The sequence below is a fragment of the Leptolyngbya sp. FACHB-261 genome (genome assembly GCF_014696065.1).
Classification (GTDB): domain Bacteria; phylum Cyanobacteriota; class Cyanobacteriia; order FACHB-261; family FACHB-261; genus FACHB-261.
Genome location: NZ_JACJPL010000027.1, coordinates 34,101 through 48,013, shown reverse-complemented (window position 1 = coordinate 48,013; position 13,913 = coordinate 34,101). Strand labels below are relative to the sequence as shown.

The window sequence follows — 13,913 nt, the reverse complement described above, 5'->3', positions numbered from 1 at the left end:
TGCTTAAAGGTACAAACCCAGACCCGAGAGCGGTGTTCAATCGTTGCCTGTAGTTGGGGTACACGGGGCTTGCAGCATGAGCGGCTTGGGTGGCTTAAATAAATCGCCGGATGGCGTCGTGATTGGTTTAGTGCAGTTGCAGTTGCCAGTAGTGGCAACGCCAGAGGATCTGGTCACTCAAACCGGGCGTATCTGCGACATGGTCGCCAAGGCGCGGCGTAACCTACCGAGCATGGACCTGGTGGTGTTTCCAGAGTATTCGCTGCACGGGCTGTCGATGGACACCAACCCAGAGAGTATGTGTCGGCTGGACGGGCCTGAGGTTGCTGCTTTTCAAGCCGCCTGCCGCCAGCACAAGATCTGGGGCTGCTTTTCGCTGATGGAATATAACCCCAACGGCAATCCCTACAACAGCGGCATCATTATTGACGACACGGGCGAAATCCAGCTCTACTACCGCAAACTGCATCCCTGGGTGCCAGTTGAGCCCTGGGAGCCCGGAAACCTGGGCATTCCAGTCTGCAAAGGTCCCAATGGCAGCACCTTGGCCCTGATCATCTGCCACGACGGCATGTTCCCAGAGATGGCACGGGAATGTGCCTACAAAGGAGCAGACATCATGCTCCGCACCGCCGGTTACACTGCCCCTATCCGTCACGCCTGGAATATTACCAACCAGGCCAATGCCTTCTGCAATTTGATCTATACCGCCTCGGTTTGCATGTGCGGCAGTGATGGCACCTTTAACTCGATGGGCGAGGGCACAATCATCAACTTTGATGGCACACCCCTAGTCACGGGCAATAGTTTGGCCGACGAAATCATCACTGGGGAAGTACGGCCCAAACTGGTGCAGGAGGCGCGGCGTCTGTGGGGCGTCGAGAACAATCCTTACCAGTTCGGACACCGGGGCTATGTCGCTGTCCAGGGTGGCGCGCAGGATTGCCCCTATACCTACATGCAAGATCTAGTCAAAGGAGAATATCGTTTGCCTTGGGAAGAGGAAGTTCTACACAAGGACGGTACATCCTGTGGCTTCCCTGCCCCCACTCGCACCTATAAGGGTTAAGGGTGGGCTAGTAGAGGCTAGTAGCTACCCATTTCCAGCAACTGTTGGCGGCGGACTAAGGGGGAGATCAGGGCATGGAAGCGCCAAGTGAGAATGGTTCCAGCTGAAGCAAGCCCAAGGACTAAACCCCACCAGAAACCAACGCCGCCAAGGTTGAATTGGATGCCTAGCAGGTAACCACTAGTAAGACCCACGCACCAGTAGGTGAAGATGGCAATCACCATGGGGATGTGAGTATCTTTCAGACCTCGTAAGGCGCCAGTGGCAATGATTTGCACCGCATCAAATATCTGAAAGACTGCCCCCACTCTGAGTAGGGCAATCGCAATTTGCGTGACCTGAAAGTTATCGGGATTGCCAATATCAAGATACAGACCAACAATGTTGGCAGGGCAAAGCCAGAACAATAGGGTCATACAGCCCATAAACGCTATGCCCATGCCCAAGGCAACATAGCCTGCCAAACGACTGCGGCTGGCATCACCGCCACCTAAGGTTTGACTCACTCGTACGGCTGTAGCCCGAGCGATGCCGCTGGGAACCATGAACGTCACTGCTGCGGTTTGCAGGGCAATTTGGTGGGCCGCCAAGACATCGGTGCCCAAGTAGCCCATAAAGAAACCGGTAATCGTAAACAGACCTGTTTCTGCCGCTGTCACTACACCGCTGGGCCAGCCCAACCGCAGAATTTCGCGCAGCATCGGCCACCGCAACCGTTGCAGATGTTGAAACAAGCCATAGGCTTTTAAGTCTGGTCGGCGCATCACGTAAATGGCTAGAGTGGCAAACATAGCCCAGTAAGACAGGGTACTGCCCCAACCAATGCCTGCCAGACCCAAGGCGGGCAAACCGAATTTGCCAAACATCAAGACATAGTTAGCGGCAACATTAAGCAGCACGCCAGCAACTGTGATGATCAGAATCGATTGAGGCCGTGATAGGGCCGCCACAATATTGCTCAAGATTGCAAAGGCAATTGCAGGCAAAAAGCCGCAGGCAATCGCCTGCAAATAGGTTTCCGCCAAGGCCACAATCTTGGCATCTTGACCCAATAGCCGTAGCACTGGCCCCATGTTCCAGAGCAGCAGGATGGCCGGAATCGCCAGAACTAGCAGAAGCCACAAAGACTGGGAAGCCACTCGACCAACCTCTGCTGGCTGCTGAGCCCCGTGCGCCTCGGCTACCAAAGGGGTCACGGCTGTCGTCACACCCACACAGGCATACAGCAGCCAGGTAAAGACAATGGAGCCCAGAGCTCCCCCCGCCAAAACCTCGCTGCCTAACAATCCCATCATGACTGTGTCCGTGAAGCCTGTGGCGACTTCGGCCAGTCTGGCTCCAACCAAGGGAACTGCGAGTGTGAGGCAGGCCTGCACCTCAGCGGTTAATTGTAGTTTTGAGATAGCACGACCCATAGAAATTCTCGACTTCGAGGCTGAAACAGGAAATACAGATTATCAGGCCAGGCTCAACCTGTATTGGGAAGCCTTATTGAGAAACTGATTGGGAGAGGCACTGAGAGAGGCCAGTTCTAGCTCCCAGAGGGTAGGAGGTGAACTTATTATTCTGCTGACCTAAAGCCTGATCTACCTGAGCTAGTCCGATCTGAAAGTGCAGAGCGTTCAGCTAAACAGCTTGCGGCGAATCTGTCGCCAGGCCAAGAATGCTGCAACTACCATCAACACTAACAGCCAAAGAATTTGCAGTGGCCAAAGCAACGCCAGACCGTAGGGCCAACGCATTAGATCGACTACTGGTGAAAGTGGCAGCAGGGATGCGATTGTGCGCAATACCCAGGGCAGATTTTCGCGAGGAAAATAGGTGCCACACAGCGTAAACATGGGCACAATCAGCATGAAAATCGGCACATTAACCTGGTCAATAGTTTGCACCAACCCTGCTGTTAACAATCCCATCGCGCTAAATAGAAGTGCGCCCAGCATCAACAACGGCAGCGCAACCAGCAGCCCTGACCAAGGATAAAACCCCAACAGGACCGTTACGACACCGGTGATCAAAGCAGCAATCATGCCCCGCGTTGCGGCCCACAGCCAGTCCCCCACAAAGACATCACTAAAGCTCAGTGGAGCCGTCAGCAATGCCTGCCAAGTTCGTTGGAAGTTGAGCCGAATAAAACTGCCATAGGCACCTTCAAAGAAGGCTTGAAATAAAACCCCAACCGCAATCATGCCAGGGGCAATAAATTGCAGATAGGTCAAAGATTGACCGTGATAATTTAGCTTACCGACAATCGGCGTCAGGCCGTAGCCAAAGGCGATGAGATACAGCAATGGTTCAGAAACTGGCGGCAGAAAATTGACCAGCCAGGTATTTTGATAAACCTTGGCATGTCGCCGCCAAACTGAATAAACTCCCCAGGGAGAAATGGACCATTTCATTACAGTAGTGCCCCTGTGAGTCGTAAAAAAACGTCTTCTAAGTTGGCCCGGCGACGATTCAAGCGCGTTGGTTGCTCCTGATCAATCTGGTTAAGCAAGGCTTGAGCATTTCTCTCTGGCAGCACAATGAGATAACCATTACTGAAGGGCCGGGACCAACTGCCTGCTGCCTCTGCGAGCTGTTTGAGGAGTTCTATAGAAACTCCCTCAACTTCCACCACTTCACGCCCAATAATGCGATCAATCAATTCTTGTGGTGTTCCTTGGTCCACGACTTCACCCTGTTGGACGAGCATGAGGTGATCGCACAGGCGTTCAGCCTCGTCCATGTAGTGCGTGGTCAACAGTAAACCGCAACCTGATAGCTTGAGTTGCGTGACCAGTTTCCAAAAGTCTTGCCGGGCATCTGGGTCCAGCCCTGTGGTCGGTTCATCGAGAAACACGATTTCCGGTTGGTTGAGCAGGGCTCTAGCCAGAACCAGGCGTCGCTTGAGGCCTCCAGACAATTCCTCGACGCGGCTTTGTTCTCGCCCCTCCAAGCCCACTAGATGCAAGACCTCTGCCGCTCGGCGTCGGGCAGGTAGCCCAGTCAGCCGGTAGTGGCGGGCGAAGTAAATCAAATTGTCCAGAACACTGAAATCCGGATCAAGGTTGTCGTCCTGCGTGACAATGCCCATATGCTGCCGTGCTTGTGGTCCTTGGGTTTGCACATCCCAATTGCCCAATCGCACAAACCCACTGCTGGGGATGACCATGCCATACAGCATCCCCAACGTGGTGCTTTTACCGGCTCCGTTGGGTCCTAACAACCCCAGCACTTGACCTGGCTCTAGGACGAGGTTGATGTCTCGCACCACCTCGGACGTGCCGTATCTTTTTGATAAGCTGTGAGCCCTTAGTTGCATGTACCGTTCAACTCCTGTCCACCCCGATAACTCCAGCTTGGCATGAGGTCCTGTTCTGACCCAACTCAGACACCGAGTTTGAGGCCGTCGGGTTTGTAGTATTGAAATACTACATTGGGGTTACAGGAGCGTCAAGCCCACCATTGGTTCAGTCCCGACTAAGTTGTTCAGTCCTGACTAGGCATTTGTAAGCATTTGCAAGGCAGGCTCACGGCCTGGATCCCGCAGAGAAGTCAGTAAAAGAAAAATCCAGCAAAAAAGAGACGTGGTTCACCACGTCTCTCGCTCCAATGACTATCAAGATTTATAGAACTTACGTCAATATCTAGAGCTTATAAAGTTATTGATTTGCTCGTTGAAATTGCTGAGGTTCCACCACATCTGCCACATCTGTTCTCTTACCGTCACGCTTCATCGCTTTATCAAACACTGTTTTAAGGCCATAGCCTGCTAGGCCAACGACGGCGCCAGCGGAGACTATTGAAGCGGCCCCGTAGCTAACTACAATTCCTGCAGCTGCCAGGGAAACTCCGCCGACCGTTGCTGATACCCCAGCGCCACTAACAGCGCCTGCTGCGGTTGCACCTAAGCCAGAAAGCTTACCTTTTTGCAAGTCAGCCATGACTTGCTTTGCACCGTAGACACTGAGCCCCACAACGGCGCCAGCGATGGCTAGAGGAGTCATGCTTAAGCCAACAGCTGTGGTCGCGGTTACAAGGCTGATACTGCCGACTGTGATGGTAGAAAGTCCTGCACCTGCAACGGCTCCAACGCCAGCAGCTACTGCGACATCTTGGACATCTTGAAGAGAATTGGTTTGATTGGCTGGCTGTTGGTTGTTCATGATCTTTAGGAGCGAATGTGGCGCTAAAACTTGCTTGTTATTCATTGCTACCACAGCCTTAAAAACGAAGTCAGCGGTTTTTTGCTGTCTTCATTGAATTATTATTGATGACCCTGCTACGCCCCTGTTTTCGCGAATAATGATGTTGGTATTGTGAGGCGAATTCAAACTTGGTGAAAGGTTAAAAAACGACAGACAAATTGCACGTAATTCTACGGAATTCAAGACAGTATGTTGAAATTACGGCCGCAAAAATTAGGCTATAGGTATGAGATTTAGACGCTGGAATTCAGTGCTTTTGCGCTTGGTTGTCCTAGCAAAGGCTGAGGTTTGCTAGGTTCAGTCCGTACTGCTGCGGATGATGGTCTTTAGAAACCTCAGAAACAGGAGATACTAGAGAGAAAGCAACTTAACTGTCCGAGCCATGGCACCCGACACAAACTCTACCCCAGCCCCCACAGCAGTGGTCTCCAAGATGGAGGCTCCCAAGAGTGGCCTGCCGGTCACGATCATTACTGGCTTCCTAGGCAGTGGTAAGACAACACTGCTCAACCACATCCTCACCAACCAGGAGGGGTTGAAGACGGCTGTGCTGGTTAATGAGTTTGGTGAGATCGGCATCGACAACGAGCTGCTAGTGACAACTGGCGATGACATGGTAGAGCTGAACAACGGCTGCGTCTGCTGCACGATCAACAATGACCTGCGAGAAGCGGTCTATAAGGTGCTTGAACGTGAGGAGCGCGTAGATTATCTGGTGGTGGAAACCACAGGCCTAGCGGATCCACTCCCGGTGGCAATGACTTTCTTAGGAACTGAGCTGCGGGATCTGACTCGGTTGGACTCGATTGTGACCGTGGTTGATGCGGCCAACTTCAGCCTAGATTTGTTCAATAGTGAGGCGGCCCTGAGTCAGATCAACTACGGCGATATCCTGCTACTGAACAAAGCAGACCTCGTGGATGAGGCAGACCTCGACCTGCTGGAAGTGCGGGTTCGTGAAATGAAGCCAGGAGCGCGAATCTTGCGCACCACCAACTCTGAAGTTCCTCTGCCTCTCATCCTAAGTGTGGGGCTGTTTCAGTCAGATCAATATTTTGATGACCAGGCTAATACGCAGACCAACAGCCAGGCTGAGGAGCATGGTCACGACCATGACCATGGGCACGAACACGAACATGCCCATGACCACGCGCACTGCGACCATGAACACGGACATTGCGATCACGACGATCATGACCATCATCACCATTCCAATCACTTAGAGAATGATGGTTTTACCTCGCTCTCATTCGAGACTGATAAGCCGTTGGGTGTTAAGCAGTTCCAGACTTTTCTGGATCGACAGTTACCAGATAGTGTCTTCCGTGCTAAGGGGATTCTTTGGTTTGCAGAAAGCCCTCACCGCCACGTTTTTCACCTCAGTGGCAAGCGGTTCTCGCTAGATGACACGGAATGGAAAGGACCCAGGAAAAATCAGCTGGTTTTAATTGGTCAGAACTTGGATCACGATGCGTTACGCGAACAGCTCAATGCTTGCATTAGTGAGGTTGCGCCTGTTCGCCCCAAAGCTAAAGGCTTTGGGCGCTAGAAATCAAGCGCAGTTAGGTTGACAAGTCTTGGCTAATTGATAGTGGGGCAGGAGTTTCTGCCCCGCTTTTTCGGCTGATTTTTTGCTCTGGTTACTTGCTCGAGATTCGGCAGTTGTCTCAGCTTTTAAGGCAGGTCAGTAGCGAATACGTCTCTCCTTAGCATGGCTTAGCATCTCTGTCTTGAGTCAGGTTCAGCCCCATCTGTTCGCTACTAACTTTTTAACCAGGTAGCAGTAGTTGCTGGCGTCATTTAAGACGGTATGTAACTGCTGAACCCGTTTGAAATTTGGCCTGACTTTGGAGCTTTTTATGACATTCACCAATGCCTCTGAAAACCTTGACCCAACTGTAGAAAGCATTCAGCGTCTCAACGCAGATGATCAACTAGCCCTACTATGGTTTTTCTACACCGATATTAAGGACAAGCTAAGACCAGGAAATGCTATTGATACGGGGATGGATCTGGCTAATGCCTTGATCCACCAAGTGCAGCAGTTATCTGCTGATGAACAGCTTCAAGCCCAGCGGGATGTTGTAAACCGCACCGACAACCAAATTAGCCGTACCTATGGTTCTTTCAGTGCCAGTGCTAAGTTAGCATTCTGGTATCGGCTCAGCCAAGAAATTGAGCAAGGGACTGTGGTGCCAGTGCCAGCTAATTACAAGTTACCTGATGAGGCTCAGAACCTATTCGATACTTTCAAGTCTCTAGACTTTGAAGAACAAATTGCTTTGGTGCGTAAGGCTGTATTTCCAATGGGAACTCAGCCTCGCGAGGGGGTTATATAGCTAGGTTAGTCACTAACGCTTAACGTTCTGCAAGAGCTAGGAAAAAGGATAAGTTGTGCCGTGTCTGTAGAGAGCAGTCACGGTCTTTATTTGGCTAAAATTAGCTTTGAAAATGGAGCTTCTGCAAGTGCTGTTTCTAATGAGGACACGGCTAGGATAGACAGTTAGTTAAACTGTTGAACTTGAATTGCTGTCTCTACAGTTCTAGAACTAGCACTTAACGACAGAAGTTGACGAAGAACGCCCTTCTTTTCTACTAGAAAAGAAGGGCGATAGTTTCTTAAGGAATACTTATATTGAGTTCAGGAACCTACCACTTAATTGTTCAGCAAATGCCACGCCTGAAGATTGCGTTGGTCGACATCACTAACATCAGTAGATTCAGATGTCTCTTCAATCGTTCGACTGGAAGCCATAATTAATTTGTTTGAGCTTATGAAATAGGTTACAGCCTGAGCCACCTTGACAAAGAGATTGGCGTCGCTGGCATTACGCTCTACTTTTGATTCAATTGCGATGAACACAGGCGGGGTTTGAACTCGTATGTCCTTAGCTTAGAGCACTGCACGATAAACCACAGTGCTAAAACTACTGAATGAGTTCGATTTCTGCTCAGTATTACTACGTAGCTTGTGAGACTAAACTCTTGCTTGGTTTTTATACCTCTACCGCTATCTGTGTCCCTAAGGCTCAGGTTTTAGGTTGGAGGGGAGTTGGTTGATATAAGCTGTGGTTTCGAGGGTGAGCTGGCCCTGAGTGACCGTCATAGCGTGAAGATTGAGTACCATGTCGTCTAAGTGGATGGTGCGCAGGTTGAGCAATTCGTCGATTTTGTCCAGTAGAGCTCCGGTCAGATTCAGGGGTAAATTCTGACCCTTAAGGGACTGAATCTGCTCGACTTGGGTACTTTGTCCCTGAGGCGTTAACTTTAGAAGACCCTTGAAAGCCAAGAAGTGAGACTGCTCAGCCCCACAAAGCCGAACAGCGGCCTCAACGGCCATGCGGTTTTCCGCCAGTAGCTGCATTTGGACCTGTTCTATTTCTAGAGTTAGATCTTGGTCTTGAAGGGTGAGGGGGAAATTCTGTAACTGCTCGCGTAGATAGGCAGAGTTTAGAGCGTGGTTGAGGTCTGCTTCCGTTATAACGACGTGACCCACAGCAGCCGTTGCATGTCGCAGTTCCAGCTTGCCCAGCAGTGCTGAGAGCGGGTTAATGGCAACTTCGCCAGTTTGGAAGTCTATTTTTTCTATGCGTAGGTCTTGTGATGTTACCAAGCCTTCGCCACTAATTGACACTGAGGCAACTTGTCCTTGGACAGCCTTGAGCAGGTCGGTCCGGACTTCGACATCTAAGTGCTCAGCGTCGTTTAGCTGATTGGCAAGGCCCAACTCCACAGCCTTGCTAATCGCTTGCTCCTCTGGTTTTGGCTGATCTTGAGACACCCTAACCATCCTAAAATTTGTATCCAGAATCACTTTAGCGAGAGTGGTTGGGCCTGGAATCCTCAGGATGATAGAGGTAGCGAATAGCGACTTAACAGTGCCATAGATGGTGAATTGCCTAGGCACTCGATCAGGCCAGCATAGGGCGGGTAGTGCTCCTAGGATGAGATTCAACCTGATAGTGATAGTGTTCAGTCGCTGCACTGAGTTTGCGGCTTCCACGGTATCGTCTAAGTTGTTCCTGTTGTGTTGGCGGGTGAGGGGGGGGAGCTTGAGCGGTGAAAGTAGTGAGATCTTGAAGATTCTTGATCAGTACGAAGCAGAACTCATAGCAGATTGGCTGCAGCAACAACCGGTTCGCAGACAGCGTAATCTGATGTCCGTAGGAGAGATACGGGAGCAATGTACAGAGTTTCTCACCCTGCTGCGTGAGACCTTGCGTCGCAGCAATCACCCTGACCCTCAGTCCGCCGAGTGGCAGGGTATTCGTACCTTGTTAGAAAGTATTTCGAGAACCTGGAGTCAACAGGGCTGCACGTCCGCCGAGACAATCGCTTTCGTGTTCTCTCTCAAGAAGCCTCTGCTTGCTCGTTTGCATCAGGAATTAGAGTCCAACCCTGAGACCTTACTGGCTGAAACTTGGGCTATCGATGAGCTTCTCGATCAGTTCGGACTTTGGGCTGCTGAAGTTCATCAGAAGGTGCGTGAGGCAGTTATCAGTCGTCAGCAGGAGGAGTTGCTGGAACTCTCAACGCCAGTCGTAAAACTATGGGATGGGGTTTTAGCCCTGCCAGTGATCGGCACCCTAGATAGCACGCGGACTCAGAGCGTGATGGAGTCCCTCTTGCAGACCATCGTGGAGACTGGTTCCCAGGTTGCGATTATTGACATCACAGGGGTTCCCACCGTGGATACACTCACCGCTCAAAATCTGCTTAAGACAGTCGCGGCAGCCCGCTTAATGGGAGCCGAGTGCATTCTCAGTGGAATCCGGCCTCAAATCGCTCAAACCATCGTTTATCTGGGGATTGACTTGACCGATGTGGTGACCAAAGCCACCCTGGCAGATGCCTTTGAGCTAGCCCTACAGCGTCTGGGGCTCAAGGTGAGTAGTGCCCAGATTAAGTCTTGAGCTGAGAGGATGTCATGGAACGGATTCCCATACTTGAGATGGGCGAGTTTCTCCTGGTCACCATCCAGGTAGACATGCACGATCAACTAGCAACTACGCTACAGGATGACTTAACCGATCGAATTGTCCAAGCTAGCGCCCGAGGTGTGCTGATTGATATTACTAGTCTGGACATTGTTGATTCCTTTATCGGCCGCATCTTAAGCAACATTGCCCTGATGTCACGGGTTCTGGATGCTCAAACGGTGGTCGTAGGTATGCAGCCCGCTGTTGCCATTACCTTAGTGGAGTTAGGTCTTTCCTTAACTGGGGTTCGAACTGCCTTAAATGTCGAAAAGGGAATAGCCCTCTTACGGGCGTCATTGGGGCCGCTCTAAAGAGCGTGTCGACGAGCATGTATGAGCCTGGGACTATCAGTATTCGCTCCACTGCAGACATTGTTCTAGTGCGCCAAACTGTGCGCGCTTGCACAGTGAAGTTGGGGCTTAAGCTGGTAGACCAAACTAAAATAGTGACAGCGGCCAGCGAGTTAGCCCGTAACACACTAGAGCATGGCGGCGGCGGTAGCCTACACCTAGAAACCCTAGAAGAAGGGACCCGACGAGGTCTGCGACTGACCTTCATCGATCAGGGACCAGGCATTGCCAATGTCGAGTTAGCGCTACAGGACGGTTACACCACTGGCCACGGTATGGGCATGGGGTTAGGGGGGGCTAGACGGCTAGCGAGCGAGTTTGAAATTGACTCTAAGCCCGGTAAAGGCACGCGGGTGTCAATCACAAAATGGAAGTGATGATGAGCCAGACGATTGCGCTGCCGATCACGGAATCTAGCCAAACTAGCGCTGCCCGGCGAACAGCGCTGGCTCTGGCTACCAGCCTGGGCTTCGATGCCACTGAACGGGAGAGAGTGGCGATTGTTGCAACTGAGATGGCTCAGAATTTAGTGAAGTTTGCCACTCATGGGGAATTGCTCTTGCAGCCCTTGAGCCGCGATAAGACTACGGGTCTGGAACTCTTAGCGTTGGACCGGGGGCCAGGCATGCGAGATCTCACTGAGTGTTTGCAAGATGGCTTCTCCACAGTGGGAACCTCGGGCAATGGTTTGGGAGCAATCAATCGCCTCTCAACTTTTTTTGATTGGTATTCCCTCCCTCAAGTTGGCACGGCTCTGCTATCTCAGTTCTGGCCCAAGCCATTACTGGGACAGCAGTTGGCAGGTTTAGAATGTAGCGCGGTCTGCTTGCCGATGGCCGGTGAGGAGAGCAGCGGCGATGCTTGGGCAGTGGAGCACCGCTTAGGTCGTAGCCTGTTCCTGGTTGTGGATGGCTTAGGGCATGGCTTAGCAGCAGCTCAAGCGGCTACCGCCGCAGTCAAGCTGTTTCACGAGCAGACGGACTTGAGCCCGAAGGCATTTCTGGAAGCCGCTCATCCGGTATTGCGCAGCACCCGGGGTGCCGCTATCGCCGTAGCTGAGGTGGATCTGCAGGAGCGAGTAGTACGCTTTGCGGGGGTTGGCAATATTGCCGGTACAATCCTCTCACCCCATAAAAACTGCGGTCTAGTCTCCCACCACGGGACCGTAGGATACGAGATGCACAGGGTTCAGGAATTCGTCTATCCCTGGCCAGCAGGGGCACTTTTAGTGATGCATTCTGATGGGCTAACCGCTCGTTGGCAGCTCGAGCGTTATGTAGGCCTAGTCGCTCGCCACCCTAGCTTGGTAGCTGGCGTGTTATATCGAGATTTCAGCCGGGGCCGCGATGATGTAGCTGTTCTGGTAGCCCGAGCAATGGCTAATGAGGAGCTTGCACCGTGGAACCTGTGATTCTCACGCTCAAGGTGCGCTGTGAACAGGATGTCGTGCTGGCCCGTCAGCGGGCGCGTCAGCTCGCTCAACTGTTGGGGTTCGCGCTTCAAGATCAAACCCGTATTGCGACTGCTGTCTCTGAGATCGCTCGCAATGCCTTCCAGTATGCGGGCACTGGCAAAGTGGAGTTTCAGGTGCGGGACGGCTCCCCAGCCAGCTTTGTGACCACGGTGCAAGACCAAGGACCTGGTATTGTTGATGTGCAGGCAATTCTGGAGGGGCGTTTTGCTTCTCCGGCAAGCGTAGGGGCAGGGGCAGGTTTAGGGATTAGCGGCACTCAGCGGTTAATGGATCAGTTCCAGATTGAATCTGCGCCTGGCCAGGGGACAACTGTGCGCTTCGGGAAAGCCTTGCCCCAACCAGGGACCTATCCCAGCAGGCAGCAACTCGCCCGTATCACTGAGGCGTTGGCTCGTTGTGCGCCAGAGAGCCCCTTGGAGGAGATCCAGCGGCAGAACCGGGAGCTCTTGCACACGCTGGAGGAGCTACAACGGCAGCAGACCGAGCTAGCTCAGCTCAACCGCGAGCTGGAAGATACCAACCGTGGTGTGGTTGCCCTCTACGCTGAATTAGACGATCGAGCTGATTATTTGCAGCGGGCGAGTGAGCTGAAGTCTCACTTCCTCTCCAATATGAGTCATGAGTTCCGCACGCCCCTAAACGCGATTCTGAGTTTGTCGCAGCTATTGCTGGAGCGTAGCGATGGTGAACTGACGTCTGAACAAGAGAAGCAAGTTACCTTCGTTAGCCAGTCGGCCCAGTCATTGTCTGATTTGGTCAATGACCTTTTGGACTTAGCCAAAGTTGAGGCAGGCAAGATCACGATTCGCCCCAGTGAATTTGAAGTGGCTGATTTGTTTAGTGTGCTGAGAGGCATGCTACGTCCCTTGCTCAGTCAAAATGCAGCTATCAATCTGATTTTTGAAGAACCAAGCGATTTACCAGCGCTTTATACGGACGAAAGCCGTGTGTCTCAGATCTTGAGAAACTTTATCTCGAATGCCTTGAAGTTTACTGAGCAAGGCGAAATCAGAATTAGCGCAACCTTAGGTCCAGACCAGATGATTGTATTTGCGGTGGCGGATACTGGCATTGGCATTGAGCCTGAGGATCAGAGGCGTATCTTTGAAGAATTCACCCAAATCGAGAGTCCTGTTCAAGCCAAACTGAAGGGTACTGGTCTGGGTCTACCGCTCTCGCGCCGGTTAGCGGAACTTTTGGGCGGAACGGTTTGGGTCAAGAGTGAGTTGGGGGTGGGCTCTAGCTTTTTTGCTGCTATTCCCAGCCACTACGCAGGTTTGGCTGAAGTGTATTACCGTCCAGAAATCCTGCAATCCTTGGATGAGGGCCGGGCTACAGTTCTGATTGTTGAAGACAATCGTGAAACGCTATTTCTGTACGAAAAATACTTGCAAGGATCAGACTTTCAAATCATCGCAGCTGCCACCCTTAAAGAAGCTCGGGCTTTATTGCCGCGATTGCGGCCCGCTGTGGTGATTCTTGATATCCTGCTTCAGGGTGAGAACTCTTGGGGCTTTATGAGCGAACTCAAGGAGAACGAGGCGACCCGAGGCATTCCTGTCTTAGTTGCAACTTTAGTTGACAACCAAGCCAAAGCTTTGTCCTTGGGAGCGGATGCCTTTTGTATCAAACCAGTCGAGCGCACCTGGCTGCTCGAGAAGCTCCAGCAGCTAACCCAGATCCAAAACCCAGCTCAAGACCCAGTGTAAGACCAGCCCCACGCTCTAGCTTTCTGCCGTCGCTTCTACCGCAGACTCGCACGTAGAAGAGCGCTACCAGACAAACACGCTAGTATTACGGGAACCCTAGCAAAACGTAGGTTAGAACCAGGTGTGCCTGGTCATACAGAGC

14 protein-coding genes are annotated in these 13,913 nt (G+C 51.9%); 8 read left to right on the top strand and 6 right to left on the bottom strand.

Features of this window, described 5'->3' with window-relative positions; all coding sequences use genetic code 11:
• The first annotated feature begins 76 nt into the window (after positions 1–76).
• Positions 77–1,069 (top strand): formamidase, encoded by a 993-nt coding sequence (locus tag H6F94_RS19950; protein WP_190804011.1) that lies wholly within the window; start codon positions 77–79, stop codon positions 1,067–1,069.
• 17 nt (positions 1,070–1,086) lie between these two features.
• Here H6F94_RS19950 and H6F94_RS19945 read toward each other — a convergent pair whose 3' ends face one another.
• The 4 genes from H6F94_RS19945 to H6F94_RS19930 form a co-directional block, all read right to left on the bottom strand.
• Positions 1,087–2,484: an MATE family efflux transporter gene (locus tag H6F94_RS19945; RefSeq protein WP_190804010.1), complete on the bottom strand. Its 1,398-nt coding sequence runs from the start codon at positions 2,482–2,484 to the stop codon at positions 1,087–1,089.
• 207 nt (positions 2,485–2,691) lie between these two features.
• Positions 2,692–3,468, bottom strand: a complete 777-nt coding sequence (locus tag H6F94_RS19940; RefSeq protein ID WP_190804009.1) for an ABC transporter permease — start codon at positions 3,466–3,468, stop codon at positions 2,692–2,694.
• The gene (locus H6F94_RS19935) at positions 3,468–4,373 is read right to left on the bottom strand and encodes an ABC transporter ATP-binding protein (protein WP_190804008.1); all 906 of its coding nucleotides are present in this window, start codon (positions 4,371–4,373) and stop codon (positions 3,468–3,470) included. Before H6F94_RS19935 ends, H6F94_RS19940 begins: the two co-directional genes overlap by 1 nt.
• Positions 4,374–4,713: 340 nt before the next feature.
• Positions 4,714–5,217 (bottom strand): hypothetical protein, encoded by a 504-nt coding sequence (locus H6F94_RS19930; protein WP_190804007.1) that lies wholly within the window; start codon positions 5,215–5,217, stop codon positions 4,714–4,716.
• Between the two features lie 424 nt (positions 5,218–5,641).
• Here H6F94_RS19930 and H6F94_RS19925 point away from each other — a divergent pair, with 424 nt between their 5' ends.
• Both H6F94_RS19925 and H6F94_RS19920 read left to right on the top strand, forming a co-directional pair.
• The gene (locus tag H6F94_RS19925) at positions 5,642–6,808 is read left to right on the top strand and encodes a CobW family GTP-binding protein (RefSeq protein ID WP_313949339.1); all 1,167 of its coding nucleotides are present in this window, start codon (positions 5,642–5,644) and stop codon (positions 6,806–6,808) included.
• 310 nt (positions 6,809–7,118) lie between these two features.
• Complete coding sequence (locus tag H6F94_RS19920) at positions 7,119–7,598, top strand: orange carotenoid protein N-terminal domain-containing protein (protein WP_190804006.1); 480 nt, start codon at positions 7,119–7,121, stop codon at positions 7,596–7,598.
• Positions 7,599–7,915: 317 nt separating this feature from the next.
• Here H6F94_RS19920 and H6F94_RS19915 read toward each other — a convergent pair whose 3' ends face one another.
• Both H6F94_RS19915 and H6F94_RS19910 read right to left on the bottom strand, forming a co-directional pair.
• Complete coding sequence (locus H6F94_RS19915) at positions 7,916–8,122, bottom strand: hypothetical protein (protein WP_190804005.1); 207 nt, start codon at positions 8,120–8,122, stop codon at positions 7,916–7,918.
• A 159-nt stretch (positions 8,123–8,281) separates the two neighbouring features.
• Complete coding sequence (locus H6F94_RS19910; protein WP_190804004.1) at positions 8,282–9,040, bottom strand: LmeA family phospholipid-binding protein; 759 nt, start codon at positions 9,038–9,040, stop codon at positions 8,282–8,284.
• A 295-nt stretch (positions 9,041–9,335) separates the two neighbouring features.
• Here H6F94_RS19910 and H6F94_RS19905 point away from each other — a divergent pair, with 295 nt between their 5' ends.
• The 5 genes from H6F94_RS19905 to H6F94_RS19885 are packed head-to-tail and all read left to right on the top strand — an operon-like array spanning position 9,336 to position 13,771.
• Positions 9,336–10,172 (top strand): STAS domain-containing protein, encoded by an 837-nt coding sequence (locus H6F94_RS19905; RefSeq protein WP_199320559.1) that lies wholly within the window; start codon positions 9,336–9,338, stop codon positions 10,170–10,172.
• Positions 10,173–10,186: 14 nt separating this feature from the next.
• Positions 10,187–10,549, top strand: coding sequence for an STAS domain-containing protein (locus tag H6F94_RS19900; protein ID WP_190804002.1), 363 nt, complete (start codon positions 10,187–10,189; stop codon positions 10,547–10,549).
• Positions 10,550–10,554: 5 nt separating this feature from the next.
• The gene (locus tag H6F94_RS19895; RefSeq protein WP_313949338.1) at positions 10,555–10,965 is read left to right on the top strand and encodes an anti-sigma regulatory factor; all 411 of its coding nucleotides are present in this window, start codon (positions 10,555–10,557) and stop codon (positions 10,963–10,965) included.
• On the top strand, positions 10,956–11,999 hold the full coding sequence (locus H6F94_RS19890; RefSeq protein WP_199320558.1) for a SpoIIE family protein phosphatase: 1,044 nt from the start codon (positions 10,956–10,958) through the stop codon (positions 11,997–11,999). Before H6F94_RS19895 ends, H6F94_RS19890 begins: the two co-directional genes overlap by 10 nt.
• Entirely contained in the window at positions 11,987–13,771 is a 1,785-nt protein-coding gene (locus H6F94_RS19885) for an ATP-binding protein (RefSeq protein WP_199320557.1), read from the top strand. Before H6F94_RS19890 ends, H6F94_RS19885 begins: the two co-directional genes overlap by 13 nt.
• Positions 13,772–13,913 lie beyond the last annotated feature (142 nt).